21 protein-coding genes are annotated in these 26,888 nt (G+C 68.8%); 3 read left to right on the top strand and 18 right to left on the bottom strand.

Annotated elements, in window-relative coordinates; all coding sequences use genetic code 11:
• Positions 1 to 134: 134 nt before the first annotated feature.
• The 4 genes from secA to YWM_RS0106595 all read right to left on the bottom strand — a co-directional run bounded on the left by secA (position 135) and on the right by YWM_RS0106595 (position 5,974).
• Positions 135 to 2,972, bottom strand: coding sequence for a preprotein translocase subunit SecA (gene secA / locus YWM_RS0106610; protein ID WP_028850056.1), 2,838 nt, complete (start codon positions 2,970 to 2,972; stop codon positions 135 to 137).
• 232 nt (positions 2,973 to 3,204) lie between these two features.
• A complete protein-coding gene (hpf, locus tag YWM_RS0106605) occupies positions 3,205 to 3,885 on the bottom strand; it encodes a ribosome hibernation-promoting factor, HPF/YfiA family (protein WP_028850055.1) in 681 nt (226 codons plus the stop codon).
• 539 nt (positions 3,886 to 4,424) lie between these two features.
• Positions 4,425 to 5,084: a VC0807 family protein gene (locus tag YWM_RS22485; protein WP_052344623.1), complete on the bottom strand. Its 660-nt coding sequence runs from the start codon at positions 5,082 to 5,084 to the stop codon at positions 4,425 to 4,427.
• Positions 5,081 to 5,974: an alpha/beta fold hydrolase gene (locus YWM_RS0106595; RefSeq protein ID WP_052344622.1), complete on the bottom strand. Its 894-nt coding sequence runs from the start codon at positions 5,972 to 5,974 to the stop codon at positions 5,081 to 5,083. The genes YWM_RS22485 and YWM_RS0106595 overlap by 4 nt, the downstream gene beginning before the upstream one ends.
• A gap of 11 nt (positions 5,975 to 5,985) precedes the next feature.
• Between YWM_RS0106595 and YWM_RS0106590 the strand changes: the two genes are divergently transcribed.
• Positions 5,986 to 6,639 carry a TetR/AcrR family transcriptional regulator gene (locus YWM_RS0106590; protein ID WP_245565939.1) on the top strand — a complete coding sequence of 218 codons (654 nt, stop codon included), beginning with the start codon at positions 5,986 to 5,988 and terminating at the stop codon, positions 6,637 to 6,639.
• Positions 6,640 to 6,784: 145 nt separating this feature from the next.
• Here the strand turns inward: YWM_RS0106590 and YWM_RS22480 are convergent, their stop codons facing one another.
• From YWM_RS22480 to ahcY, 6 genes are all read right to left on the bottom strand, one after another.
• Entirely contained in the window at positions 6,785 to 7,108 is a 324-nt protein-coding gene (locus tag YWM_RS22480) for a ComF family protein (protein ID WP_043659886.1), read from the bottom strand.
• A 638-nt stretch (positions 7,109 to 7,746) separates the two neighbouring features.
• Positions 7,747 to 9,474: an LpqB family beta-propeller domain-containing protein gene (locus YWM_RS0106580; protein ID WP_028850052.1), complete on the bottom strand. Its 1,728-nt coding sequence runs from the start codon at positions 9,472 to 9,474 to the stop codon at positions 7,747 to 7,749.
• Positions 9,471 to 11,093, bottom strand: a complete 1,623-nt coding sequence (gene mtrB / locus YWM_RS22475; RefSeq protein ID WP_084612230.1) for an MtrAB system histidine kinase MtrB — start codon at positions 11,091 to 11,093, stop codon at positions 9,471 to 9,473. The genes YWM_RS0106580 and mtrB overlap by 4 nt, the downstream gene beginning before the upstream one ends.
• Before the next feature lie 102 nt (positions 11,094 to 11,195).
• Positions 11,196 to 11,873, bottom strand: coding sequence for an MtrAB system response regulator MtrA (gene mtrA, locus YWM_RS0106570; protein ID WP_028850051.1), 678 nt, complete (start codon positions 11,871 to 11,873; stop codon positions 11,196 to 11,198).
• 36 nt (positions 11,874 to 11,909) lie between these two features.
• Positions 11,910 to 12,623, bottom strand: coding sequence for a dTMP kinase (locus tag YWM_RS22470; protein ID WP_084612214.1), 714 nt, complete (start codon positions 12,621 to 12,623; stop codon positions 11,910 to 11,912).
• Between the two features lie 333 nt (positions 12,624 to 12,956).
• Positions 12,957 to 14,432, bottom strand: a complete 1,476-nt coding sequence (gene ahcY, locus YWM_RS0106560) for an adenosylhomocysteinase (RefSeq protein ID WP_028850050.1) — start codon at positions 14,430 to 14,432, stop codon at positions 12,957 to 12,959.
• A gap of 141 nt (positions 14,433 to 14,573) precedes the next feature.
• Here ahcY and YWM_RS0106555 point away from each other — a divergent pair, with 141 nt between their 5' ends.
• Positions 14,574 to 16,925 (top strand): hypothetical protein, encoded by a 2,352-nt coding sequence (locus tag YWM_RS0106555; protein WP_052344620.1) that lies wholly within the window; start codon positions 14,574 to 14,576, stop codon positions 16,923 to 16,925.
• Positions 16,926 to 16,979: 54 nt separating this feature from the next.
• On the opposite strand, the gene YWM_RS0106550 is transcribed toward YWM_RS0106555, so the two are convergent.
• The 6 genes from YWM_RS0106550 to YWM_RS0106525 all read right to left on the bottom strand — a co-directional run bounded on the left by YWM_RS0106550 (position 16,980) and on the right by YWM_RS0106525 (position 22,329).
• Positions 16,980 to 17,912 carry a cation diffusion facilitator family transporter gene (locus tag YWM_RS0106550; RefSeq protein ID WP_028850048.1) on the bottom strand — a complete coding sequence of 311 codons (933 nt, stop codon included), beginning with the start codon at positions 17,910 to 17,912 and terminating at the stop codon, positions 16,980 to 16,982.
• Positions 17,913 to 17,980: 68 nt separating this feature from the next.
• Positions 17,981 to 19,201, bottom strand: a complete 1,221-nt coding sequence (gene manA, locus YWM_RS0106545) for a mannose-6-phosphate isomerase, class I (RefSeq protein WP_028850047.1) — start codon at positions 19,199 to 19,201, stop codon at positions 17,981 to 17,983.
• A gap of 1 nt (position 19,202) precedes the next feature.
• Positions 19,203 to 20,297 carry a hypothetical protein gene (locus YWM_RS0106540; RefSeq protein WP_028850046.1) on the bottom strand — a complete coding sequence of 365 codons (1,095 nt, stop codon included), beginning with the start codon at positions 20,295 to 20,297 and terminating at the stop codon, positions 19,203 to 19,205.
• Entirely contained in the window at positions 20,294 to 20,515 is a 222-nt protein-coding gene (locus tag YWM_RS0106535; protein WP_028850045.1) for a Trm112 family protein, read from the bottom strand. Before YWM_RS0106535 ends, YWM_RS0106540 begins: the two co-directional genes overlap by 4 nt.
• A gap of 25 nt (positions 20,516 to 20,540) precedes the next feature.
• A complete protein-coding gene (locus YWM_RS0106530; RefSeq protein ID WP_028850044.1) occupies positions 20,541 to 21,899 on the bottom strand; it encodes a phosphomannomutase/phosphoglucomutase in 1,359 nt (452 codons plus the stop codon).
• Positions 21,900 to 21,963: 64 nt separating this feature from the next.
• Positions 21,964 to 22,329, bottom strand: coding sequence for a DUF3499 domain-containing protein (locus YWM_RS0106525; RefSeq protein WP_028850043.1), 366 nt, complete (start codon positions 22,327 to 22,329; stop codon positions 21,964 to 21,966).
• 129 nt (positions 22,330 to 22,458) lie between these two features.
• Here YWM_RS0106525 and YWM_RS0106520 point away from each other — a divergent pair, with 129 nt between their 5' ends.
• The gene (locus YWM_RS0106520; protein ID WP_028850042.1) at positions 22,459 to 22,893 is read left to right on the top strand and encodes a metallopeptidase family protein; all 435 of its coding nucleotides are present in this window, start codon (positions 22,459 to 22,461) and stop codon (positions 22,891 to 22,893) included.
• Here the strand turns inward: YWM_RS0106520 and YWM_RS22465 are convergent.
• Positions 22,860 to 26,240, bottom strand: a complete 3,381-nt coding sequence (locus YWM_RS22465; RefSeq protein WP_342664930.1) for a glycosyltransferase — start codon at positions 26,238 to 26,240, stop codon at positions 22,860 to 22,862. The genes YWM_RS0106520 and YWM_RS22465 overlap by 34 nt on opposite strands.
• Positions 26,241 to 26,300: 60 nt before the next feature.
• Positions 26,301 to 26,585, bottom strand: coding sequence for a WhiB family transcriptional regulator (locus YWM_RS0106510; RefSeq protein ID WP_028850041.1), 285 nt, complete (start codon positions 26,583 to 26,585; stop codon positions 26,301 to 26,303).
• Positions 26,586 to 26,888 lie beyond the last annotated feature (303 nt).

Genomic DNA, 26,888 nt, shown 5'->3' with positions numbered 1-26,888 from the left:
GCGGGCTTCACTTGTCGGTGCGCTTCACGGCGTCGCCTTGTCCGCCTTCCCGGCTCGCGGCGTGCCTTCGTCGCCTTGGTCAGCAGCGCGCCTGTGTCGTCTACCCGGCTAGCGGCATGCCTTCGTCACCTTGGTCAGCGGCGCGCCTTCTTCGCCTTCTTCGCCTGCGCACGGGCGGCCGCACGCCGTTCCCGCCTGCTGGCACCCTGCTGCTGGGCACCCCGGTTGCCCTGGCCACCACCGTTGCCGCCGCTGCGTGCGACGCCACCGCCTTCCGCCGGGCCGGAGTAGCTCAACGGGGCGCCACCGCCCGACGGGCCACGCAGGGCTGCCGGAATGGCCGACTCCTCCACCGCCGGCTGTGGCGGCACCGGCTTGGCGTGCCTGGCACCCTGACGACGCTCGCCCCGCTCGGCTTGCCCGTTGCCGCGGACGGCACCCGGGACCTCCGTCGCCGCTTCCGCCGCGGGCTCCGGCTCGACCGCCTCGACCTGCAGGTTGAACAGGAAGCCGACGATCTCCTCCTTCAGCGAGTCCAGCATGGCCTGGAACATGTCGAAGCCTTCGCGCTGGTACTCGATGACCGGGTCCTTCTGCGCGTAGGCCCGCAGCGAGATGCCCTCCTTGAGGTAGTCCATCTCGTAGAGGTGCTCGCGCCACTTGCGGTCCAGCACCGACAGCACGACGCGACGCTCCAGCTCGCGCATCGCGCCTTCGCCGACCTTGCTGTCGATCTCGGCCTCACGGCTTTCGTAGGCCCGCAGCGCGTCCTCCACCAGAGCGTCGGCCAGCTGCTCCTTGGTCAGGTCGGGGTGGCTGTCCTCGATCTCGTCCCACGTCACCGAGACCGGGTAGATGTTGCGCAGGTTGGTCCACAGCTGCTCGTGGTCCCAGTCCTCCGCGTAGCCCTCAGCCGCGATCTCGTTGACGTAGTCGGTGATGACGTCACGCAGCATGTGCTGACACTGCTCGCGCAGGTCCTCGCCCTCGAGCACCCGACGGCGCTCGGCGTAGATCACCTTGCGCTGCTGGTTCATCACCTCGTCGTACTTGAGGACGTTCTTGCGGATCTCCATGTTCATCTGCTCGACCTGCGCCTGAGCAGACTTGATCGCCCGCGTGACCATCTTGGCCTCGATCGGCTGATCGTCGGGCAGGCGCATGGTCGTCATGACCCGCTCGACCATGTTGGCGTTGAACCGCCGCATCAACTCGTCCTGCAGCGACAGGTAGAAGCGGGACTCACCCGGGTCGCCCTGACGACCGGAACGACCACGCAGCTGGTTGTCGATACGCCGGGACTCGTGCCGCTCGGTACCGAGCACGTACAGGCCGCCCGCCTCGATGACCTCTTCCGCCTCACGCTTGCTCTCGGCGATGGCCTTCTCGTGCTCCGCCGGGTACGCGGCCTCGTACTCCTCCGGGTTCTCCACCGGATCGAGCCCGCGCTCACGCAGCGCCTGGTCGGCGAGGATCTCCGGGTTGCCGCCCAGCACGATGTCGGTACCACGACCGGCCATGTTGGTCGCGACCGTGACCGCGCCCTTGCGCCCGGCCTTGGCGACGATCAACGCTTCCCGCTCGTGCTGCTTGGCGTTCAGCACCTCGTGCGGGATGCCCCGCTTCATCAGCAGCTTGGACAGGTACTCGGAGCGCTCGACGCTCGTGGTACCGACCAGCACCGGCTGACCCTTCTCGTACCGCTCGGCGATGTCGTCGGCGACCGCCTCGAACTTCGCCTCCTCGGTCTTGTAGATCAGGTCCGGCAGATCCTTGCGGATCATCGGCTTGTTGGTCGGGATCGGGACCACACCGAGCTTGTAGGTCTGGTGGAACTCGGCCGCCTCGGTCTCGGCGGTACCGGTCATACCGGCCAGCTTCTCGTACAACCGGAAGTAGTTCTGCAGCGTGATGGTGGCCAGCGTCTGGTTCTCGGCCTTGATCTCGACGCCTTCCTTGGCCTCGATCGCCTGGTGCAGACCCTCGTTGTACCGGCGACCCGACAGCACGCGGCCGGTGAACTCGTCCACGATCAGCACTTCGCCGTTGCGGACGATGTAGTCCTTGTCGCGCTTGAACAGCTCCTTGACCTTCAGCGCGTTGTTCAAGTAGCCGATCAGCGGCGTGTTGGCCACCTCGTACAGGTTGTCGATGCCGAGCTGGTCCTCGACGAACTCGACGCCCTTCTCCGTGACACCGACGGCCCGCTTGCGCTCGTCGACCTCGTAGTGCACGTCCTTCTTCATCAACGGGGCAAGCCGGGCGAACTCGAGGTACCAGCGCGAGGACTGGTCCGCAGGCCCCGAGATGATCAACGGCGTACGGGCCTCGTCGATGAGGATCGAGTCCACCTCGTCGACGATGGCGAAGTAGTGGCCGCGCTGGACGCACTCATCCAGGCTCCACGCCATGTTGTCGCGCAGGTAGTCGAAGCCGAACTCGTTGTTCGTGCCGTAGGTGATGTCGGCGTTGTAGGCGACCCGCCGCTCGTCCGGCGACATGTTCGCCAGGATGACGCCGACCTCGAGGCCGAGGAAGCGGTGCACCCGGCCCATCCACTCGGCGTCCCGCTTGGCCAGGTAGTCGTTGACCGTGACCACGTGGACGCCCTTGCCCGCGATCGCGTTGAGGTACGCGGGCAGCACACAGGTCAGCGTCTTACCTTCACCGGTCTTCATCTCGGCGACCTGGCCGAGGTGCAGCGCGGCACCGCCCATGACCTGCACGTCGTAGTGCCGCTGACCGAGCACCCGCCGCGCGGCCTCACGAGCGACCGCGAACGCCTCGGGCAGCAGCTCGTCGAGTGATTCACCCTTGGCGTGACGTTCCCGGAACTCGTCAGTCTTGGCCCGCAGCTGCGCATCGGACAGGGGCTTGACGTCGTCTTCGAAGGAGTTCACGGAGTCAGCGATGTGCTTCAATCGCTTGACCCGCTTACCCTCACCCGCTCGCAGCAGGCGGCTTAAAACCATTCCGGCTCGACCTCACTGAGTCTGGCTTTGTCGTCTCACGGTGCACGAATGGTGTCCATCGTAATGGCCAACCAGTAGGGACAACGGTCGCCTTGACGCGAATAGTTCCTCTTGCTGCACCGACTTCGGTCGCGAACCTACCCTGTCGTCCGCAGCTCGTGGCCAGAACAGCCCGATGCCCCGCGCCTGGTGGCCGCGGGGCATCGGTCGTCTCTGCAGGTTCACCGCTCGATCAGCCGAGCCGGATCACCCCGTAGTCGAATCCTTTCCTCCGGTACACAACGCTTGGTTTGCCGGTTTCGGAGCAGTTGAACAGGTAGAAGTCGTGTCCCACCAATTCCATCTCGTAAAGGGCCTGGTCGACCGTCATCGGGGTCGCGGGGTGGGTCTTCTCCCGCACGATGCGGCCGGGCTCGTGTGTCTCGACCCCGTCGTTCCAGCGCTTCTGCTCAGGGACCGTGATCTCGTCGGTGTCCTCAGCTTCTGCCGTGTTTGGCGCGGGCGCTTCGAGTACCGCGGTGGACGCCGCGCGACGCCGACCGTTGGGCGCCGAGCCGTTGACGGCTGCCGCCGTGGCTTCCGCGACCGACTCAGGGCATCGCCTCCCGTAACTCACCTTCCTGCGATCATGCATCCGACGCATGCGGTTCTCCAATTTGGCGACCGCTGCATCCAATGCCGCGTAAAAGTCACCTGCCGTGGCCTCGGCGCGTACCGGCGAACCCTTCCCCATGCCGGTGATCTCGACGCGCTGGCAGTTCTTGAGCTGACGGCGGTTCGGCTCGTGGAACAACTCGACGTCGAAGCGGATGATCTTCCTGTCGTAGCGCTCGAGACGGGCCAGCTTGTCGCTGACGTGCATCCGATAGTGCTCGGGCACCTCGACGTTGCGGCCCTTCACGACGATGTCCATACACGACCTCCCTAGCTCGCGATGCGAGCTTTGTGATCAACGGGGCTCGGTACCAGTAACGTCGATCGCTCACCGGCACCGAAGGGACATGGGCTGTTCACCTCCTCGTGCCTGGCAGGATCGGGGGGAACCTGATAGCGCAGCACGTTAGCCGGTGACGTCCATGAACAACAGCCCCCGGTGCGGGGGATACCAAGGCGTGCGGCATAATGCGCGACCCTCGCGCTGCGCGACATCCATCGCGGGGTGACCGGGAAGTAATCGGCCAGTCGAGTGGCCTGGGTCTCACCCCGACGGAGCAAGATCAGCAGAAAGTAGCCGCTGCGGGTAACAATTCGGCCTCGAGGCTCCACGGCGCCCGGTGGGGTGAATTCCACCCGGCGGCAGCCGTTCGACCTGAGCCTCACACCCAGACAACGGCCCCCGCGCGCGGAAGGTTCCACCGATCGCGCTACCGCGTGAAATGCGCCAATTGCGCCGGACGGCGCGGCTGTGCCCAGTTTGCCCACCCGCGGTTGCTTGCCGGGCAGGAGCCACCGCTACGAAGAACCGACGGCCGGCTGCGATCGAGCTGCGCCGCTGGGATCTTCATAACGGGACTGCACCCTGGACGAGTACCACATGGTCCACACCGACAGCAGCGCCACCGATCCGAGCAGCAGGATCAGGCTCAGCGCGACCATCAGGTCCGCAGGCAGGAGATAGACCAGCGGAACACGCAGGACGGATTCCACTATCAGCGCCACGCCCCACACCGCGGTCATCAGTACGAAAGCACGTCCGAACTGCGGGATGGATGCGCACAACCGGTCGATTTCGTCGCGCTTGGCGCGCGTCGAGCCGGCCCGCACGGCGGCGAGAACGAGCGGCTTGTCGCCGAAGCAGCTGGCGATGAGGACGACAGCCGCGACCGCGGTGCTGAACGACTCCTTCACCAGGAGGAACTTCTCGTCCCCGGACACGAACGACAGCAGCAGGCCCACCCCGAGCACCGCGGCCAGCAATGCGGCGAATCCGTCGAAGGACCGCTGCTTCACCGCCACGAAAGCCAACCGCGCGGCGGCGCAGCCGGCACCACTCAGGAGGGCGAGCCACTCACCAGCACCTGCCAGACGCATGCCGTAGTAGGCCGCCAGCGGAAACCCCGCGTCCCAGAGCAGCAGTGTCAACAGTGGCCTGGCCTCGGACGACCTACTCATTCCCGCCCCCGCCGCTCGACCGAGGAGAGGAACGCAAGCACCCGCGCGTTCACGGCAGCGGCCGACTCACCGGCGATGGAATGAGTCGCCGACGGCCACAGCTCGCACTGCGCATCGACGAGCAGCCGACGCGCCCGCTCCACTGCCTTCCGGCCGTCGTGCATGACGCTCCGGCCACCCAACAGCACAAGCGCGGGCACCCGGAGGTCCCGAAGCTGGGCGTCGGTGAACACGCGCGGCGTCGGCAATCCGATCCGGAACGTCCGCATACCCTCCTCGATGACGCGGGCGACCGGATCGTCGACGTCGACCTCTGCCCCGTCGGAGATCCAGCTGATGAACGCGGGCCTCCCCCAACGCCGCACCACCGGCAACACTGCCAGCGCGCTGCGCGCGATCAGGCCGGCGGTGAATCGGGCGAAGGTCTGTACCGGCTCGATCAGGGTGAGCGAGGCCAGGCGAGAGGGTTCGTGCACCGCATAGTTCGCGGCCAGCCACCCACCGAACGAATAGCCGACCAGGTGGACATCCTCCAGGGCCAGCTCCGCAAGAACAGTACTCAGCCAGGCAGCCTGGTCAGCACCGTCGCGGATGGGCGCGGTCTGCACGCTACGGCCCGCTTCCCCGATGACGTCGACCGAGTACACCGGGCCGTTGCGGTCGACGAACGCCTGGAGGTTGGGCTGCCACATCACGGTGGCGCCGGCCCGTCCGTGCAGGAGCACCATCGGCGATGGTCCGGGCGCGCCGAATCGGTACACCCGAGCCGTCCCGAACGCCGTCTCGACGTCGAACCGCTCAGCGGCAGGCGGCAAGGCGGTGAACGCCGACTCGTACGCCGCGAAGTACTCGTCGCGCGCCTGCGCCGAGACGAATCCACCGAGCCCCACGGGTCCTCCTTTTGACGATACGATCGGACTATAAAAGCTCGGGCGGATTTTTGCAAGCCGATCGTATTGCGAAAGGGGTGCGTCGCGTGCCCAAGCGCGTCGACCATGAGGAACGCCGACGGCTCATCGCCGCCGCGGTCCGGCGGATAGCGGCCGATCGCGGGTTGGAAGGGGTGAGCCTGGGCGAGGTCGCTGCCGAGGCAGGCATTTCCAAGGGGTTGGTGCAGCACTACTTCCCCTCCAAGGACGCGATGCTGCGCTATGCGACCGGAACGTTGCGCGAACAGGTCGACAACAGCGTCGGTGACAATCTCCCGGACGGGCTGCCAGGGCTTCGCATGCTCGTACACGCGCTGCTTCCCCGCGATGCGGCAAGCCGGACGGATGCGCTGGTGGCCAACGCTTTTCTGGTTCGCGCGTTGAAAGACCCGGTGATCGCCGAACGTTTCCGGGAAGGCCATGAGCAGCTTCGGAAAGCAGTGGCCGCGATGGTCACCGCTGCTCAGCAAGCGGGTGAACTGTCCGCGGACTGCGATCCCGTCACCGAGGCCGACCTGCTGATCGCGGTGGCTCTCGGTTTGAGCGATGCGGTCCTGCTCGGCCATCGGACACTCGAAGAAGCCGAAAGCCTCATCGATCGTCAGATTGCCCGGCTCGCGCACTGACCGCGAAGGCCTCGGGCCCGGCCCGATGCACTGTGGCGATCCCATATCCGTCGCCCGAACACCACCTGCTGAAGCCTTGCGTTGTGCGTGGCCGGCCGGCGCCCGGGCCTGACCCGGCCGAGGCAGCGCGCGATGCGCGGGTCGGTCACCGAACCCAGCGGAAGGCCTGCACCGAGGTCAGCGTCAGCACCACGGCGACGGACAGCCCTGCCTTGGTGAGCACCCGGACGACTTCCGTGGCCGTCGTTCCGGTCGTCAACACGTCGTCGAGGACCACGACCTCGGCACCGGGAGGAGGGCGACCGGCGGGGACAAGATGGATACGCCCCGCCAGGTTCGCCGCTCGCGCGACCGCTCCGAGACCCACCGCGTCCTGCACTCCTGCGGCCAACCGGAGTGCAGGCGCAACCGCGGTCGCGACGCCTCGTGACGCCATCACCGCGGCACATTCCTCGGCGAGCAGCTGCATATGCGGTCCACCGCGTCGGCGCGCGGCGGTTCGCTTGGACGGCACTGGCACCAGGTAGATCGTGTTCCTCGGCGGCCTCGCCGAAGGTGACGTGTTCCTCGGCGGCCCCGCAGAAGATGAACAGATCTCGGCAGGAGCGACACGGGCCCGCGCCCCAGATTCCTTGACCGCGGCACCGCCTTGGCTGCGATCGCCCGGAGCGCTCCCCGTAGCAGCGGTGTTGCGGTGGATCCGTTCCGCTTCACCAACAGGCTCTTGCCGGGGCACGCACAGGTTCAGCACCCCGCTTGCCAGCACACGACCGAGCGGCTTCGCCAGATCGCGCCGCCTCCGCTCCTTGAACGCCAGCACCACCTGCCGCGCCGGCCCGCGATACCCGGCCATCGCGTACGCAGGCGTGCCGCTCGGCAGCGTGACCGGCAGCGGATGCGGACCAGTGAATTCTCGGGTGCAGCGCAGACAGCACGCTTCGCTCGGCGCACCACAACCCGCGCACCGGGACGGAAGGACCAAGTCGAGCAATCCCATGCGCCAAGCGTGACGCCGCCTCGGCGCCTGCGCGAGAGCTCACCGGCAAACAGCGTTACGAGTGCGCCATTCATCCACGTTTTTCGCACCGAGTGGAGCCGTGTGTGCGCTCAACCCGGGTAGAAGGGTGACTGCATGCCCTCCTGCGTGTTCCGCTGGGAATCCCACGGCTCGCCGGTCGACGAAACGGTCCACAAGCCGTTCTCGTCAGCGGCGAGCACACGGCCGCTGGGCAGTGCGGTGATCCCGCTGATCGGCGGCTGCAGGTTCGCAGCGTTGTAGATCGCGGAGGTGAAGCCATCAACGGACACCTGAACGACCGGCTGGGAGTTCGATTCCGTCGCGACCACCAGCTCGTGCTGGGTCGTCCAGTCCACGTCCTTGACGTCGGCCAGCATCGCCGGCTGGAGGATGCGCGGCGTGGTCAGCCGAACAGTGTTGTTCGTGCGCTGCACGGCCGCGACGACCAGCTTCGCGTCGGCCACCATGGCAGCTCGGGTGCCGTCCCTGGACAGCCGGAACGCGGTGATCCGGCCGAACGTAGCCAACTCCTTGGAGTCGACCGTCCTCGGCACCCAAGCTCCGTCCTGAGTCAACTGCGCGCGGACCACCCGCTTGCCGTCGACGACGGTCCACACCTCGTAGCTGACCTTGTTCTCCGGGTAGGCCGGCTGCCACGTGGGCCGGGTCATGCGCTTGCCGCGGATGTTCACCGGGGCGAGAGCTTTACCGAGCTCACCCACCCGCAGCCGGACGCGGTTGCCGATCTTCTCCACCGCCGCGAGCTGGCCGCCCTCCAGCGACTGGGCCGCGCTGACGACGTCGTACTCACCATTGCCCGCAGGTCCCGAGATCGGCGCGCCGTTGGCCAGCGAGCGGATCGTGCCGTCGAGGACCGCGTAACCAGGACTGTCGGCGATCTTCGGCGTGGGCGGTTTCAGGTCGCTGCGTCGCCAGTCGGTGCGGTCCGGCAGCAGTGGTTTGCCGTCCGACTGCAGTCGCACCAGGTCCACGTTCTCCAGCGACATCACGACCTGGGTGACGATGCGCCTGCGTTCCTCCGGGCTGACCCCGACCAGCCCGGTCAGCGGCACTTCCAACGCCGTGCCCACCTCACGCACGTTGGTTTCCATCGTCGCGGCGGCCAGCGGGTCGTCCACCGCGTTGCGAATCGAATAGGAGGGGCCGCTCAGCAGCAGGTGCATGATCCGGCTGCTCAGGCCCTCCGCGGGCTGCGCGGCGACATAGCGCAGGTCCGGAACCAGCACGTCGCTGTTGGGCGCGTAGAAGTACAGCCGCGTGGTGAAGTAGTACCGGCTGAACTGCTCCTTGTTGGTGATCACCTTGCTGGGCAGCTCGACGATCCGCCACTCGCCGGTGTCGGGCTGCCTGCGCAGCCGGAGCTTCTGCTCCATCGGCTCGTTCAGCGGGGTGAACGAGCGGTCCGGCCCGAGCTTGCCGATGACGGTGCCGATCAGGGTGATGACGGTTTCGTTCTCGTCCTGCGGCTGCTCGGACTGGGGCGCCCGAATGGTGTTGAAGTTGTCGTCGAGGATGTGCACCTCGCTGCGCGGCTTCCACTTCTTCGCCGTGTCCGGCGCGAGGTATTGCCGGGAAGCCGCATACAGGTCGGCCTCCAGCGCGTTCGCCTCCACGAAAGCACGCACGACGTCCGCGGCGGGAAGATTCTTCTCCGGCGGCTGCAACGGCTCGGTGAGCTCAGACCCGGTGGTCGCGGCACGGATCGCCTGCGGTTTGGTTTCCAGCGGCAGGTTCGCACAGCCCGCCGCAGCAAGCACGACCGCGATGGCGAGCACACCGAGCTTGCGGGACTTCATCGGCTCACCTCCGCTCGATCGCCACCGCGGCCCGCCTCGTCGCCGCTGGGAAGCGCGCTGGTCGCACTCCCGTTAGGGGATCCCTCCGGGGGATCCGGCGGGAGTGGCAGCGGGCTGCTGGTCACGGTGTTTCCCTGCTCGCGTGGGAGGGTCAGTCGGAAACACGCACCTTTGCCGGGCTCGCCCCACGCGACGAGTTCGCCACCGTGCAGGCGGGCGTCCTCCTGACTGATGGCAAGGCCGAGGCCCGTGCCGCCGGTGTGGCGGTTGCGTGACGGGTCGGCGCGCCAGAACCGGTTGAACACCAGCTCCTCCTCCCCCGGGCGCAGACCGACACCGTAGTCGCGCACCGCGATGGCGACCGCGTCGTCGCTCACGGCCATGATCAACCGTACCGGTTTGCCTTCACTGTGGTCGACCGCGTTGGCCAGCAGGTTGCGCAGGATGCGCTCGACACGACGGGCGTCCACTTCTGCGCTGGCTTCGGCCTCGGGCAGCACCAACTCGATCGGTGTGCCCGCGGTGCCCGCCAGCACCCGGACCTGCTCACGAACGCGCTCGACGATCGGGCGCAGGTCGATGAACTCGGCCGACAGCTCCTCCACGCCGGCATCCAGGCGGCTGATCTCCAGCAGGTCGCCGAGCAGGGCCTCGAAGCGGTCCAGCTCGTCGACCAGGAGCTCCGCGGAGCGGGCCAGGCCGGTCGGGAACTGCTCGCGGGAAGCGTGCAGCACGTCTGCGGCCATCCGGACCGTGGTCAACGGGGTGCGCAGCTCGTGGGAGACGTCGGAGGTGAACCGGCGCTGCAACTGGCCGAACTCCTCCAGCTGCTGGATCTGCTGCTGGATGCTCTCGGCCATCTCGTTGTAGGACACGGCGAGCTTGGACAGGTCGTCCGTGCCGGCAACCGGGAGGCGCTGGTCGAAGTCGCCTTCGGCGAATCGGGCGGCGGCGGTCGCGGCGCGGCGCACCGGGAGCACGACCTGCCTGGTCACCAGGTTCGCGATGCTGGCGACCAACAGCAGCAGCACGAACCCGCCGACCAGGAACGTGTTCTGCACCGTGTTCACGGTGTTCTGCTCGGCGGTCAGCGGGAACAGCAGGTACAGCTGGAGCGGGCGGCCGGTCGCCGCCGTCATCGGTTCACCGATGATCAGATAGGTCTTGCCCTGCACGGTGTGGATCTGCTGCGACTCCTGCCGCTGCTCGACGAAGCGACGCAGATCCTCCGGCACCTTCCAGTAGTCACCTGCGGCGATCGGCTCGTCTCCGCCTGCGACCGTGCCACCGACCAGCACGGGCTCGAAGATGCCCGCGGCGGAACCTTCCGGGTCCTGCGACGAGGGGGCCGAGAAGGTGATCTGCTTGCGCGCATTGTCCAGACGCTCACGCAACGTCTCCGGCGAGATGTCCACACCGGCGAGCTCGTTACGCGCGGTCTCCAACACGGAGCGGGCTTGTGCCAGTGCGGCCTTCTCCTTGGCGTCCAGCAGCCGCTCGGCGATCTGGTACTGCAGCACCATGACCAGGACAAAGACCACCGCGGACGACAAGGCCAGCGTCGACACGGTGACCTTGAACTGCAGGGAACTGCGCCACAGATCGCCGACAGCCGCCATGCGGGCGCGACCGAACGCCACGACCCGGCGAGCCACCCGGCCTAACCGGCGACCGACGTCTTTCACCTGCACGCTTTCAGACTAGATGTGCCCGTTGTGTGGTTACGGTGGGCCGGCCTTGTACCCGACCCCGCGCACGGTCAGCACGACCTCGGGGTGTTCCGGGTCGCGCTCCACCTTGGACCGCAACCGCTGGACGTGCACGTTCACCAGCCGGGTGTCGGCAGCGTGCCGGTAGCCCCACACCTGCTCCAGCAGCACCTCGCGGGTGAAGACCTGCCGCGGCTTGCGCGCCAGCGCCACGAGCAGGTCGAACTCCAGCGGAGTGAGCTGGATCTGCTTGCCGTCGCGAGTGACCTCGTGGCCGGGCACGTCGATGGTCAGATCACCGATGGTCAGCGTTTCCGCGGGCTCGGACTCCAGCCTCCGCAACCGTGCCCGCACACGCGCGACCAGTTCTTTCGGCTTGAACGGTTTGACGACGTAGTCGTCGGCGCCGGACTCCAGGCCGAGGACCACGTCCACGGTGTCGCTCTTGGCGGTCAGCATCACGATCGGCACGCCGGACTCGTTGCGGATCGCCTTGCAGACGTCGATGCCGTTCATGCCCGGCAGCATCAGGTCGAGCAACACCAGATCCGGCTTCAGCTCGCGTACCGCGGGCAATGCCCGAGAGCCGTCCGCCACCACGGCGGTGTCGAAACCCTCACCGCGCAGCACGATGGTGAGCATCTCGGCGAGGGCCGGATCGTCATCGACTACCAGTACGCGTGCCTTCATGACCCTATGTTCGCACTTTCGGTGTGATCTGTTCCTTCAGGCCCCGGCGGTGTCGGCCTGTCTCTTACGCCGAACGGCCTCTTCATGGCCCGTTCGGGTGATCTCGGAGTCGAAACCCAGGTCGATCGCCAACTTCCGCGCGTCGACCTCGTGCTCGCCGTCGACGACGTGCCACTCCGACAGCCAGGCCGCAGCCGCAAGATCATCGTAGACGGAGGCCACTCGGGCCTGAAGCTGTCCGTCGGATTCGTAGCTGTCCCGGCCACGCGCCGCGTCGGCGGCAGCGCGACCACGAGCCCGTTCCCCAGCAACATCCGGCGGTACCCGCAGCAGAATCTGCGCATCGGGTACCGGGAGGTCGAATCGCTCGATCTCCAGCTCGCGCACCCAGGCGACGAACTCACCGTCGACGCTTTGCTGCAACCGAGCGGCGCCGTACGCAGCGTTCGATGCGACATAGCGGTCGACCAGCACGACGTCGTGGCGCTCGAGTGCCTCGCGCAACTCGCCAGCGGCGTCCCTGCGATCGAGGGCGAACAGCAGCTGAAAGCCGTAAACCGACTCCGTCACATCCCCCAAACGGCCGTGCAGGCCGTCCCGGATGAGGTCCGCGTGCACGTCCACCCCGTAGCGCGGGAAGGCCACGGTGTGAACGCCGGCCCCGAGGCCTTCAAGATGTTTCTTCAGCGCACGCATCACGGTGTTCTTGCCTGCGCCGTCCAGGCCCTCGATGACCAGCAGCTTTCCCACGGCCCCGAGCCTACGACGTCGCTTGCCGGCGTGATCGTGCGGCGTCGCTTCGAGGCGAGTCGGCGTGCGGGCACGACGCTGCGGGGACGATCGTGACTCTCAGCCGACGGTCGCGAGGCAGCCAGGCCGGATGAGGCACTGGCCGCCAGGGCGAACAGGCCGCAGGGCGGGCAGGACGCCGGGGCGCCAAGGCGGGCAGGACGCCGGGGCGCCAAGGTGGGCAGGACGGCGGGACGCCAAGGTGGGCAGCCCCCTGAGCAGCGCCGAAAGCCCCCTGACACACCGCGGCGGCAGCCGCATCGGGTGCCGGCTGCCGCCACGAGAACCCGAGACTCAGTACCGGTAGTGGTCCGACTTGAACGGGCCCTCGACGTCGACGTCGATGTACTCCGCCTGCTCCTTGGTCAACTTCGTCAGCTCGCCGCCCAGCGCCTGCAGGTGGATGCGCGCCACCTTCTCGTCCAGCTTCTTCGGCAGCCGGTAGACCTCGTTGTCGTACTCCTCGTGCTTGGTGAACAGCTCGATCTGCGCGATCACCTGGTTGGAGAAGCTGTTCGACATCACGAAGCTCGGGTGGCCGGTGGCGTTGCCCAGGTTGAGCAGCCTGCCCTCGGACAGCACGATGATCGACTTGCCGTTGGGGAACACCCACTCGTCGACCTGCGGCTTGATGTTGATCTTCTGCACGCCCGGGTAGCGGGCCAGACCCGCCATGTCGAGCTCGTTGTCGAAGTGGCCGATGTTGCCCAGGATCGCCTTGTCCTTCATCTGGGCCATGTGCTCGACCGTGACCACGTCCCTGTTCCCAGTCGCGGTGATCACGATGTCCGCGACGTCCAGCACCGACTCCAGCCGCTTGACCTCGTAGCCGTCCATCGCCGCCTGCAACGCGCAGATCGGGTCGATCTCGGTGATGATCACGCGGGCGCCCTGGCCGCGCAGCGATTCCGCGGCGCCCTTGCCGACGTCGCCGTAGCCGCAGACCACCGCGACCTTGCCACCGATCAGCACGTCCGTGCCGCGGTTGATGCCGTCGATCAGCGAGTGCCGGATGCCGTAGCGGTTGTCGAACTTGGACTTGGTCACCGAGTCGTTGACGTTGATCGCCGGGAACAGCAGCTCACCGGCGGCGGCCATCTGGTTCAGCCGCAGCACACCCGTGGTGGTCTCCTCGGTGACACCCCGGATGCCTTCGGCGATCGTGGTCCACTTCTTCGGGTCGGCCGCCAGCGAGGCCTGCAGCCGCTCCAGGACGACGTTCCACTCCTCGGAGTTCTCCTCGTCGACCGGCGGCACGACCCCGGCGTCCTCGAACTCCTTGCCCTTGTGCACCAGCAAGGTGGCGTCGCCGCCGTCGTCCAGGATCATGTTCGGCCCGCCGTCCGGCCAGGTGAGCATCCGCTCGGTGCACCACCAGTAGTCCTGAAGGGTCTCGCCCTTCCACGCGAACACCGGAACGCCCTTCGGCTCCTCCACCGTGCCGTGCGGCCCGACGACGACCGCGGCCGCGGCATGGTCCTGCGTGGAGAAGATGTTGCACGACGCCCAGCGCACCTCGGCACCCAACGACACCAGCGTCTCGATGAGCACCGCGGTCTGCACCGTCATGTGCAGCGAGCCGGAGATCCGCGCACCACGCAGCGGATAGACCTCGGAATACTCCTCACGCAACGCCATCAGACCCGGCATCTCGTGTTCGGCGAGCCGGATCTCCTTCCTGCCGAATTCGGCGAGTTCCAGATCAGCGACGGCGAACTCGATGCCGTTGCGCGTCTGCACCGGTACCGACGGCGGGTTTTCTGCGGTCATAAGGCGTTTCCTCCATGCGTGGTCGTCCTTCGAACACTACCGTGAGCCTGCTGGTCGAAGACCAACGTGGTGCCGGCGCTCGCGCACCGCGCAGGCATCGGCCGAGCCACCCCACCGACACCGAGAAAACGCTGGTCATCAATGTCACTGCCTGGCCAAGACGCCCGAGTCGTCGAACTGCGCGTCCCCGGACTGGTCGGCGTGACCGGGGAGCAACTGCTGGACTCCGTGGCCACGGTCACCGTCGCGGGGGACGAGGCCGGTGAGCTCGTGCGCCCGGCCGACCGGTTGCGCCGTCCCGCGCCCGGACCCGTCCTGCAGGCTCTGGGCCGCTCGCTGCCCCGCACGCTGGAAGGCTACTTGTGGGGCAAGATGACCTCCGGCGGCGCGGTGAAGGCCACCTGGGCACTGCTGTTCCCGTTCTCGCTGGCCAACGTCGCACACGGCATGCTGCCCGCGCCGGCCGGGCGTCCGGGGCGCGCGCTGGTGGCCGTCTGTCAGTCGTTGCTGCGCGTCATCGGACTTCTGCTCACCGCGCTGCTGGTGACCCAACTCGGCGTGATCAGCCTCGACCTGCTCGCCACGCAATGCCTCGGCGGCAGCGAGGAATGCTTGGGGTGGACGCCGAGCCGGCTGCGGGACAGCGAGCAGCTGCGGATGGCCCTCGGCCTGCTGCCACCGGTTCTCGTCGTCGCGGCGATGCACCGCGTGTCCGTGGTCAGTTGGCGGCATGCCGGAGTCCGCACACGGCCTGCGGCCGAAACCACGAGCTCGCGGGCTCGAACGGGCAAGCGACTGGCAGGCGACGTTCTGCAGCCCGGCCCGAACGCGGCGCTCCTGCGGACTTTGCACACTCTCACGTCGCTGCTGTGCATCGCATTGTTGCCCCTCGGCGGACCATTCATTCCGCAGGCCGACACCCGGGCCCAGGTGACCTGGATCGTCACCCTGGGTTTGCTGGTGCTGGTGTTCGTGGCCGTCGCCGCGCTGGACGACGTCGCAACGGGACTTCGCCGGTTGCTCCCGCGGTCCGCACGCACCGTGGGCATCGCGGTCGCGCTCGCGCTGATCATCGCCGCCGGCCTCACAGCCGCCCCACGCGGCGCCGACCGCGCGGGCCTGGACTCGATGACCGAAGGCATCCTCGGCGCGCTGGTGCTCGTCTGGCTCGTCTTCGCGCTGACCCTGATCCCGCTGGCACTCCTTGCCCGGCGGGAGTGGAAGCACCTGCCACGTCGGCTACGCCCCTGGCTGGGCGGCTGGGCCGCGGCGCCGACCGTGCTGCTGGCCGGGTTGATCGGTGCCGGTTTCGGAGCAGGCCTGGCCATCTCCATCCGTGAGCTGCTCAACGCGACATCGCTGGCCCTGCCCGCGAGCTACCAGGCCATCACCATGCTGTGGGGCGCGGGCACGATCATCGCCGCGCTGCTGTGGATCGGATTCCGGCTGATCGCCGTCCCGATTCGCAGACGCAGGCGCGGCATCCCGCCCATCGTGCGCCTCCTGCAAGCCGACGACGAGGAGCAACGGGAAGCGGCGCACGCGTGGGCGACCGCGATCCTCGAGCGCAAGCACCTGCATCGGCTGGTGGCCTCGCTGACGTTGCTGCTCGCCGCTGTCGCCACGGTGCTGATCGCACGCCGGATCGGCGGCTGGGAGATGCCCGACGAACTGCGCCTGCTCGACGACGTCGGCGTGCTGGCACTGGGTGTACTGGCCGCGGGCCTGCTACGCGTCGTCTACACCGCCGCCAGGCAAGCGGGTCGCAGCCGGCATCTCGGCGCGCTGGCCGACCTCGTCTACTTCTGGCCGCGCCGTGCGCACCCGATCGTTCCGCCGTCGTACGCCCTCAAGGTCATCCCGGATCTGGTCGACCGCGCCCAGCAACACCTGGCTGAGCCGAACACCCGGCTGGTACTGGCCGGTTACAGCCACGGTGGCCTGCTCGCCCTGATCGCGGCGGCGCGGCTGACCGAAACCTGCACCCCCGAGCAGGTCGAACGCCTCGGACTGATCACCGCGGGCACTCCGGCGCAGTGGGGCTACCAGCGCGCTTTCCCCGGCCTGTTGCCGACGGGTGAGCTGGCCGAGTTGTTCGGGCGGTTACAGGGGCGGTGGCGCGGACTGTGCCGGGGCACCGATCCGTTCGGCGGCGGGGTGACCACATGGCGCCACCAGGTCGTCGGAGGCAAGTTGCTCGGTATCGGCTACACCGCCGACGGCGGCATCAGCCCGCTGCCGCCCGCCGTGCCAGGGGTCTCGTCGGCACTGGTCATCGGCGGGGACCACTGGCTGTCCGACCCGGTCGCCCAGCAACCGGACGTGGACCGGCGATGGGCGCCCGGAATCCTGCGGCACAGCGACTACCTGGTGGACCCGGAGTGGGATCGCGCGGTCGCGATCGCCGCGGGCTTGGAGCAACCGCAGACCCCCGCGCCCAGGCGGAACGGCGAGCAGTCGTCGTGGCTGAGCGACCTGCCGCGGATCCCGTGAGCGGGTAGGGATCTCGGCGCACCGGGCCGCCCGCAACCAAGCGGGGCGGCGACCTCAGCTCTTGCTTTCCGCCAACAGCTCGCGATCCAGGTCCGGCTCCAGATAGATCAACCTGGCCGCGGGCACTTTGGCCCGCACCCTGGCCTCCGCCTGGTCGATCGCCCGCGCCACCTCGGGCAGCTGCAAGCGCGGTTTGAGCGCCAGCTTCGCGGCCACCAGCAGCTCTTCCGGGCCGATGTACTGCGTCTTGATGTGAATGACCCGCTCGACCTGCTCGTCGGCTTCGAGCTCGCGGACGATCGTGTCCAGCTCCTCCGCGGGCGAGCCCTCACCGATCAGCAGGCTCTTCATCTCGATCACCAGGATGATCGCGATGATGCCGAGCAGCACGCCAATACCCATCGTGCCGACCCCGTCCCACACCGGGTCACCGGTCAACACGGTCAGCCCGACACCGCCGAGCGCCAGCGCCAAACCGATCAGCGCTCCCGCGTCCTCCAACAGCACCACGGGCAACTCCGGCACACGCGACTGCCGGATGAACTGCCACCACGTCGCATCGCCCTTGAGCGAGGTGGATTCCTTGATAGCGGTGCGGAAGCTGAGCGACTCCAGCACGATCGCCACCACCAGGATGGCCACCGCAACCAGCGGGGATTCCAGTTCGTGCGGCTCGATCAGTTTCTCGACGCCCTCGTACAGCGCGAACAGCGACCCGAGGGAGAACAGCATCAGGGCGACGATGAACGACCAGAAGTACCGGTCACGGCCGAAGCCGAACGGATGCTGGGTAGTGGCCCGACGCTTCGCGGTCCGCTGGCCGAGCAGCAGCAAGCCCTGATTCGTGGTGTCCGCTACCGAGTGAACACCTTCGGCCAGCATCGACGACGACCCGGTGATGGCGGCACCGATGAACTTCGCCGTCGCGATTCCCGCATTGGCCAGCAGCGCGGCGATGATTGCCTTGGTACTACCCTCGGCGGCCACGTACGTCCTCCCCTTGCGTGCTAGCGAGACGTCGGGAGCTTAATCGACGCACGGTCAGGTAGTGCTGATCACCCGGTGGTCGCCCGGAACACCTGCGCCCCCGCGGACTCCGCGGGCCGCACCGCCACCGGTGGCTCGCTGGCGGGCAGCCACACCGAGCGGCCACGCGGGACGGTCAGCTCACGCTCACCGCGCAGCACGATCGACCCCTCGCTGCACAACACGATCTGCGGACGGCCGCCGGACAGCACGACCTCGTCGGTGTCACCGCCCGACCACTCGATGCGCGACAGCTCGAATTCCGGCGCCGGGGTGCGGTAGACCCGTATCCGGGGCTCCTGCGCATCCGGCTCGCCCGTGCTCACCGGCATCTCGCGACAGGTGAAATCCAGGACGCGCAGCAGCTCGGGCACGTCGACGTGCTTGGGCGTCAACCCGCCGCGCAACACGTTGTCCGAGTTGCCTTGCAGTTCGATTGCCATGCCGCGCAGATACATGTGCAGGTTGCCCGCGGGCAGGAAGATCGCTTCCCCCGGCTGCAGCGTCAGCCGATTCATCAACAGCGACGCCAGTACGCCCGCATCGCCCGGATGACGATCCGCCAGCTCCAGCGCCGTCCGGCAATGCTCGGTGAACTCACCGCCGGCGTCCACGTGCTCCGCGCACGCCTTCAGCACGGCGGGAAGCAGCTCGTCGAGATGCTGCTGCGGCATCGTGATCCACGTGGTGAACAGTGCACGCAGACCGTTGGCGTCCGGCTGACCGGCCAGCAACCCCGCGCTCTTGGCCAGTTCCGCCGAGTCCAACGCGCGCAGCAACTCGACCGTGCGCTCCGCGGGTGCGAAGCCGGCCATGGCATGGAACTCCGTCAGCGCGCAGACCAGCTCGGGCTTGGGCGTCGGGTCCGGGTAGTTGCGATGCGCCGCCTTGCGCGGAATCCCCAACTCCTCCTCCCGCGCATAGCCTTCCGCTGCTTGTTCGGCCGACGGGTGGGCCTGCAACGACAGTGGCTCCTCGGCGGCCAGCACCTTGAGCAGGAACGGCAACCGGTCGGAGAACCGACGGGCCACCTGCGGCCCGAGCTGCCCTGCCGGGTCGGCATCGATCAGCTCGAGCAGACTCTGCTCGCCCCCGTCCGGACCGGCCACCCGGGACGGATCGCCCGGGTGGGCGCCCATCCACAGCTCGGCCTCAGGATGGTCGGACGGGGACGGCCTCCCGGTGAACTCGGCCAGTGCGGTCCGCGACCCCCAGGCATACGGACGCACCGCGTTACGCAGCAGCCGCATGTCAGGCCTGCACCGGGCGGTAACGGCCGACGGTTCCCGCGGCGAGCCCGAGGTACAACGCCGCCATCTCCATGCGTAGCGCCAACACCGCGGCCAGCGCCGGTTCCGCCACACCCAGTTCATCGGCCATGTCGAGTACCTCCGCTTCTGGCAACACCTCGTGCGCTGACCGCCGCACCACGCCTGCCGCTGCTGACGTGCGGATGGCCAGCAACAGCAGTCGCAGCCGCCGCGCGGGCTCCGGCGACACATCCGGGTCGTCCGGATCGGCGAAGATGTTCGCCCCCGTGTGCTCGTTGACCGCGGCCCGGTGCAGCGCCACCCGGGTCACCGCGTGCCGGTACTCGGCGGCGTCGGCCACCACTGCGGCCTCGGCGGCCAGCACATGCGCCGCGTACCCGGCGACGGCACCCGCCACCGGGTCCAGCCCCCACAGCAGCGGCGTCCGGTCCACCCAGCGCAACGCCAGCGACTTCGCCGGGTTCACGAACGACTCGTGGCCGAGATGGTTCCGCTCCGCCTCCGCGTCGAGTTGATCGGCCACCAGGTCGGCGTCCACCGACAACAGGTCGAGTGCGGACACCGTGAGCAGCCCGGTGATCAGCGCGCTCGTGAAGCTCTCCGGAATCGCCCCGCTCAGTTGGGGTGAGATGACCAGCCCGTGGCCGGCGATCGAGGCGGCAACCGGCCCGTCCGGTGGCGCGGTCAGCACAACCGCGGCGCCGTAGCGTCCCGCGCGGTCCAGCGACGCGGCCAGCTCCTCGTCACCGGGATCGGCCGTGTAGGCGAACACGACGTCCAACGCGCCCACCCAGCTCGGCACGACATCGCAGGTCACGATCGGCACCGGGCATCCGGGCGAGAGCATGCTCGCGATCACCCGGGTGGCGGCTCGGCCGATGCCCTGCCTGCCGACGAGCACCAGCGCGCGCGGCCGCCCGACGTCCAACCGCGACCGCAAGTCCAGCTCGGCCGCGATCTCGGCGGACGCCCGCACCTGCGCACCGGACATGGCGGCCGACCGCAGCCTGCTCTCGGTGTCGGCCTCGGCCAGCCGCACCGGGTCGTCAAGCAGCGTGTCGTCGAAGGTCGTCATTGCTCGCTCGCGCCGTCCGATGTCGTCCGCCCCGGCTCGATCGCCTCGTCCAGCAGCAGCACCGGAATCCCGTCGCGCACCGGGTACTGCCGCCCGCACTCGGTGCAGGTCAACGCATCCGCGTCCGGATCATCCGGGGTTCCCACACGCAACGGAGCATGATCCTCCGACGGGCAGGCCAGAATTTCCAGCAGCTGCGCGTCCAACTCTACGGTCATGCTTCCTCCCTACCAGGGTCCGCCGTCAGCCGCGGATGATCGCCAGAACCTCGTCCGCCAGTGCCGTCACGGCTTGTTCGTCGGCCGCTTCGGCGTTGAGCCGCAGCAGCGGTTCGGTGTTCGACGGACGGACATTGAACCAGCTGCCGTCCGGCAGCTCGACCGTCAGACCGTCCAGCTCGTCGATCGTCACGCCGGGGCGGTGCGCGAACGCCTCCTTGACCGCCATCATGCGGGCCACCTGATCGTCCACGGTGGAGTTGATCTCGCCGGACCCGACGTAACGCTGGTACTCGGCGGCCAGTTCGGACAGCGGCCGCGGCTGCTCACCGAGCGCGGCCAGCACGTGCAGCGCGGCGAGCATGCCGGTGTCGGCCCGCCAGAAGTCGCGGAAGTAGTAGTGCGCCGAGTGCTCGCCACCGAAGATGGCGTTCGTCTCGGCCATCTTCGCCTTGATGAACGAGTGGCCCACCCGGGTGCGCAGCGGCTTGCCGCCGTGCTCGCGCACCAGCTCGGGGACGGCCTTCGACGTGATCAGGTTGTGGATGATCGTGCCGCCGGGCTCCTTGGCCAGCTCACGCACCGCGACCAGTGCGGTGACCGTGCTCGGGGTGACCGGCTCGCCGCGCTCGTCCACCACGAAGCAGCGGTCCGCGTCGCCGTCGAACGCCAGCCCGGCGTCCGCGCCCAGCTCGCGCACCTTGGCCTGCAGGTCACGCAGGTTCTCCGGCTCCAGCGGGTTCGCCTCGTGGTTCGGGAACGTGCCGTCCAGCTCGAAGTACAACGGCTCGATGGTCACCGGCAGGCCGTCGAACACCGTCGGCACGGTGTGGCCACCCATGCCGTTGCCTGCGTCGACCACCACGCGTAGCGGGCGGATGCCGCTGAGGTCGACCAATTTACGCAGGTAGACCGCGTAGTCGGCCAACACGTCGCGCTCACTGCGGCTACCGGGCGGGCCGTCGTGAGCCGGGACGCCGTTCTCCACCGCTTCCCGGATGTCGGCGAGCCCGGACTCCTGCCCCACCGGGCTGGCACCCGCGCGGCAGAGCTTGATGCCGTTGTAGGCGGCCGGGTTGTGGCTGGCGGTGAACATCGCGCCGGGCAGCTGCAGCGCCCCGGAGGCGAAGTACAACTGGTCGGTGCTGGCCAGGCCGATCGACACCACGTCGACGCCCTGCGCGACGACACCATCGGCGAACGCGTCCGCCAATCGTGGCGACGAGTCGCGCATGTCGTGGCCGATCACCACCGACTGCGCGCCTTCTGACCGCATCAACCGGGCGAAAGCCGCGCCGAATTCGCGTACCAGCTCCTCGGTGAGCTGTTCGCCCACCACACCCCTGATGTCGTACGCCTTGACGATGCCCGACAGGTCAGTCACACGGCCCCCGATTCCTCAGCCAACAGCAGTGGATTTCCGGAGCCGAGCCTACCGGGATCGAGCCCTACGTGACCGGGTCGGGCAGCACGCGCAGGTGGCCGCGACGACCGCCTCCGCTCGCCGGGTGCTGCTGCTCCGGCTGCTGGGGCTGCGGGGCCTCTTGCCTGCCCGCCTCGCGGACGGCCTCGGCCAGCGCGGTCAGCTCGTCACTCGACGGTTCGTCGGAGAAGTCGCCCTCGTGCCGGACGACCTCCCACCCCTTCGGAGCGGTCAGACGCATCGCGTGCTCGGCGCACAGATCGTAGGAGTGCGGCTCGGAGGCCGTGGCCAGCGGACCGACGACGGCCGTGGAATCGCTGTAGGCGTAGGTCAGCGTGGCGACCGCGGGAAGTCCACACCCCGACCGAGAGCACACACGCACGGTTCGCATAGCCGGTGACTGTAGCCGGAGACACCGACGACTGTGCGGAGGCGCACCGAGAGAACCTCACTCGTGCCGCGACTGACACCCGGTTGCACGCCCGACGGTGCCCGAACGGACAGCACGTAGGCTGCGGGCGTGGGCAGCAATCGCATTCGCCGACGGGACCGGCGCGGTCGTGGGCTGCGTGGGCCGCTGCTGCCTGCCACGCTGCCCGCGGCGGCCAGCCGCGCGGAACAGTTCGACGCGCTGGTGGTCGAGGTGCTGGAGCCGATCGAGGCGCGGTGGTCGAGCAAGCTGGCGAACCTGGACGTCGCGGTGGACGAGGTTCCCGACGTGCGCGGAGAGCCGGACGACGAAGGGCTGCTGTTGGACGGCCTGGTGCCGTTGTCACGGCTGGTGCCGGTCGGCGTGGACCGGCACGGCGTCCCGACCCGGGCGCGCATCGTCGTGTACCGCAGGCCGCTGGAAGCACGCGCCAAGGATCCGGAGGAGCTGGCCGAGCTGGTACGGGAGGTGCTGGTCGAGCAGATCGCCGGCTACCTGGGCGTGGACCCGGACGACGTGGAGTGAGCTGACCGCTTGCGGCCCGCCGGAATCGCGGTGAGCAGGGTGAACAGCACCGCACCGATCTGTGCGAGCAGCAGGATCTCGCGCACCGTGCTGTCGTAGGTGACCTCGACCTCCGCGGCCCTGGTCGGCACTTCGACGGCGACCTGGTGGCCCCATGCCCGCACGATCGGCTGCTGCTTGCCGTTGACGGTGGCGTGCCAACCCGCCTCGTGGGTGGCGGCCAGCACCAGCAACCGGCCGCCCGGTCCGTCGGAGACTCGCACGCGCACGTCCGGCGGGCTGGTCTCCACCACCGCGACCCCCTCGCCCTCGATGTCGCCGGTCGGCGGTTCGCCGTTGACGGCAAGCTTGGTGACCTCGGGCGCGATCAACGTGACCGGTCCGCTCGGCGGGCGAAGCCGAATCAGCTGACGGCCGTCGGCGAGCGCCGGTGCCGGGGTGGCAACCTCCCCCGCGGCCGCCAGCACGCGGTCCGCGGGCACGCCGGCAGGCAGCGCGACGAAACGAACCCCCGCGGCGCCGGCGGACGCCATCGTGGCGCGCACTGCCTCCGGATCGGGCGGCGCGAGCAGCACCTGCTGCCAGCCCGCGAGCCGATCGGCCGCGCCGGCAGGCAGTCGCAGATCGTCATCGCCGAACCGGGCCGTTCTGCCCGCGACCATGCGCGGCGGATCGTCGTCGGCGCGCAGCTCGAGGATCGCCGTGCCGCTCCTGCGCAACTCGGCCGCGATCGCCGCGGTCGGCTGCACCTGGTCGGCGGGGCGCAGGGGACCTTCCCGCCCGGCGACGACCGCCCCGACGGCCAAGACGACCAGTCCACCGACCGACACCGCGACCGCCAGCCGGTGCGCCACGCCGAACGGCGAACGGCGCACGTGCGCCCCGGTTTCGTACTGCGTGACGGACACCAGGACGCACAACAACCCGAAGCCGATGATCAACAGCGGAGCGCCTGCCCACCCGGTGCGCGCCTCGCCACCGATCGCCGGCGCCATCGGAAGCAACAACACGGCGGCGAGCGCGGCGCCACCGAGCACCACGATCCCGCCGCCGACGACAGCGCTCACCCGCGGGCGAATGATCAACCCGACCAGTGCGGCGATGATGAGCATCGCACCGAGCGGCACCGCACCGACGCCACCCGGATGCAGCGAGAACAGCTCGCCATCGCTCACCGACACCTCGCCCACGCGCGCACCCACACCATGCAGCAGCAGGGCGGGATTGCGCACCCACTCGATCGGCCATGGCAGCAGCAGCGCCACCGGCAGCAGGGCGACCACGGCCAGTCCGGCGACCCGCCGCGACAGGCGAACCGTCGACGGCGTCACGACGAACGCGACCAGCAGGCCGACCACGATCGCCACGTGGGTGAGCGGGCTGAACGCGCCGATCACCGCCACACCGAGGGCGGTCGACCCGGCCGTGGACAGCCAGCGCCTGCCGTCCCGCGCATCGAGCTTGGCCATCGCCTCGGGCCTGAGCACCGCGCCGATCCCGGCTACCACCAGCGGCAACACGATGTGCGCCACCACGACGTCCACCCGGCCCTGCGCTACAGCCGCCGTGGCGGGCGGGAGGAGAGCGTACGCACCGGCCAACAGCGCCCGCACCCACCGGCGAACGCGCAGCCTGCGCGTCGCGGCATAGGCGCTGAGCGCGGCCAGCGGGATGTCGAACAACAGCAGCAGCGCCACGAGCGCAGCGGGCCCGCCGACCAGCACGAACGGCGCGCCGAGCGTGCCGAGCACAGCCAGCGCCGCGGGCGCGTGCGCCGATGTTCCGCCGCCGACGGGGTGCCAACCGGTCAGGTAGCTCGACCACATCTCGCCGAGCGACCCGACCGGAAGCAATCGTCCGCCGGTGAGGTCGAGCGACAACCGCTGCCAGTTCACCGCCAGCGCGAGCGCCACCGTGGCCACCGTCAACAGCAACCCGGGAGCGAGCAGCGTCGCGGCGAGAATGCGCTTGCGATCGACTTCGACGAAGACCAGCCCGCCGGAGCCGGCATGGGCGCCCGGCGACGGCCGCGGCCGGTCCTCGACCTCCGTGCTGCGCTCGGTGGTAGCGAGTGGTGGGGGTGGCGCTTCCCGTTCCGCCAGCGGGACGGCCACGACGCCGCGAGTCCGCCCGCCGAACGCGGCCGCGCGCAACTCCTCCGGCGGTGTCCAGGTCGCCCGCACCGCGGTCATCTCCGGCACGCGACCCAGCGCTACCTCGCGCGCCACGTTGCGCCGCACCAGCGCCAGCACGCCGCGACGAATCGCCAGGCGCATGCGCGCGAAGCGGCCGACCACGAGCCCGCGCACCGACGAGCGCTTTCCGTCCGGACCCAGCCGTCGCCACTCGGCGGTCCGCTCGGCACGAGCTTTGCGGAGCCGCGACAGCCCGCGAAGCACCAGGCCCGCGGCCGCGAACTCGGCCCGCGCCAGGCTTGCCCGGCCGGTCAGCAACAGTCCGAGGCCGCGGAGGAAACACAGCACCGCAAGCCGCGGGACGCCCACGAGGAACGACAACCGCGAGCAGTTGAGCAGGAAGGTTCGTACGCCGGCGCGGCGCTCGGCGATGCGCAGCGCCGCCGGGTCGGTCGACTCGAGGGCCGCGGTGTCCCGCTCCCCCGCATGCAACGCTCGCGCGTGACGGATGCGCGCCTGCGGCACGCTCAGCACCGTCCGGCCGACCGCGTTGGCCCGCCACCCGAAGTCGAGGTCCTCGCCGAGCAGGGCGAACGACTCGTCGAAGCCGCCGAGGGAGTCCCACAGCGACCGATCGACCAGGGCGCCGGCGCTGGGCACGGCGAGCACTTCGTTGCTCTGCTCCGTCGGCCCTTCCAGCGGCGTGCCGGAGGTCGTCAGCCCGCTGTCGAGCCGACGACGGCCGGTCGCGTCGGTGGACAGGCCGGCTTCCACCACCAGCCGAGGGTCGGACCAGTCCACCCCGAGCGGCCCGAGGACAGCAGCCGACGGCGCCGCTTCCGCGGCGTTGAGCAGTGCGGCCAGGCAGTCCGGCTCCGGTGCGCTGTCGTCGTGCAGTAGCCACAACCAGCGCACTTCGTCGTCGAACGTCTCGTCCGCGAGCCGGACGCCTGCTGCGATGGCCGCGGCGAATCCACTCTCCCGAGGGACGGTGACCACCGCGTCGATGGTGGCGATCGACGACTCGGCCGCTTCGGTCAGCAATTCCTTGGTGCGATCAGCAGAGCCGGTGTCAACCGCGACGATACGAGCGGGACGAACACTGCTGCGCTGGACGGCTCGCAGGACGCTGGGCAGCCACGCTTCGCCGTCGTGGCACACCATCACCGCGAGCACGGGCGCCGTCTGTCGCGCCACCTGGCCTTCCGACACGTGCAGACGGTAACCGCTGCCGGGGTCCGCTCCCGTCATCACCCCAAGCAGCGGGAATCGCTACGCCGTGCGCTTCTTCAGCTTGCGGCGCTCCCGCTCCGACAATCCTCCCCAGATGCCGAAACGCTCGTCGTGCTGCAGCGCGTACTCCAGGCACTCGCTGCGCACCTCGCACCCCTGACAGATGCGCTTGGCCTCCCGCGTCGAGCCACCCTTCTCCGGGAAGAACGCCTCTGGGTCGGTTTGCGCGCACAACGCGCGCTCCTGCCAGTCATGCTCCTCGGCCACGTCGAACAACTCGGCGAGAACATCGAGTTCGAACTCGGAGTTCTGCACCCAGTTCATGGCCGCCCCCGCCTGACTTACTTCCGCTTTACCCACGTCCGCCTCCTTGCCTCCACGCAGCTTGCGGCGAACACCATTCGTCCCGGCACAACCGCAGGTCTCCCGCTGTCTACCTGCGCGCCGACGCAAATGACATTACTGTGATTACACCCTTGTGATGCGGCTCGGTCAAGCGAAGTTCCTCAGTTGGGGGATACGAATCCCGACACGCGCAAGCTGACACGCCGAGCAATTGGTTGGTTCCTTACGGTGTCTTCACGACGTCGATGCTTCACCGTTGTGGTACCGGCGGCGGTGAGCCCC

Origin of the sequence: Thermocrispum municipale DSM 44069 (assembly GCF_000427825.1) — a bacterium.
Classification (GTDB): Bacteria; Actinomycetota; Actinomycetes; order Mycobacteriales; family Pseudonocardiaceae; genus Thermocrispum; species Thermocrispum municipale.
This window is presented reverse-complemented; position numbering and strand designations above follow the sequence as displayed.

Bases quoted from the DNA above. Each gene is read 5' to 3' on its own strand.
- secA (WP_028850056.1), bottom strand. From the start codon at position 2,972: ATGGTTTTAAGCCGCCTGCTGCGAGCGGGTGAGGGTAAGCGGGTCAAG.
- mtrB (WP_084612230.1), bottom strand. From the start codon at position 11,093: ATGGCGGCTGTCGGCGATCTGTGGCGCAGTTCCCTGCAGTTCAAGGTC.
- YWM_RS0106580 (WP_028850052.1), bottom strand. From the start codon at position 9,474: ATGAAGTCCCGCAAGCTCGGTGTGCTCGCCATCGCGGTCGTGCTTGCT.
- YWM_RS22480 (WP_043659886.1), bottom strand. From the start codon at position 7,108: ATGCAGCTGCTCGCCGAGGAATGTGCCGCGGTGATGGCGTCACGAGGC.
- YWM_RS22485 (WP_052344623.1), bottom strand. From the start codon at position 5,084: ATGAGTAGGTCGTCCGAGGCCAGGCCACTGTTGACACTGCTGCTCTGG.
- YWM_RS0106555 (WP_052344620.1), top strand. From the start codon at position 14,574: ATGTCACTGCCTGGCCAAGACGCCCGAGTCGTCGAACTGCGCGTCCCC.
- ahcY (WP_028850050.1), bottom strand. From the start codon at position 14,432: ATGACCGCAGAAAACCCGCCGTCGGTACCGGTGCAGACGCGCAACGGC.
- manA (WP_028850047.1), bottom strand. From the start codon at position 19,201: ATGCGGCTGCTGCGTAACGCGGTGCGTCCGTATGCCTGGGGGTCGCGG.
- YWM_RS0106540 (WP_028850046.1), bottom strand. From the start codon at position 20,297: ATGACGACCTTCGACGACACGCTGCTTGACGACCCGGTGCGGCTGGCC.
- YWM_RS0106535 (WP_028850045.1), bottom strand. From the start codon at position 20,515: ATGACCGTAGAGTTGGACGCGCAGCTGCTGGAAATTCTGGCCTGCCCG.
- YWM_RS0106510 (WP_028850041.1), bottom strand. From the start codon at position 26,585: ATGAACTGGGTGCAGAACTCCGAGTTCGAACTCGATGTTCTCGCCGAG.
- mtrA (WP_028850051.1), bottom strand. From the start codon at position 11,873: ATGAAGGCACGCGTACTGGTAGTCGATGACGATCCGGCCCTCGCCGAG.
- YWM_RS0106525 (WP_028850043.1), bottom strand. From the start codon at position 22,329: ATGCGAACCGTGCGTGTGTGCTCTCGGTCGGGGTGTGGACTTCCCGCG.
- hpf (WP_028850055.1), bottom strand. From the start codon at position 3,885: ATGGACATCGTCGTGAAGGGCCGCAACGTCGAGGTGCCCGAGCACTAT.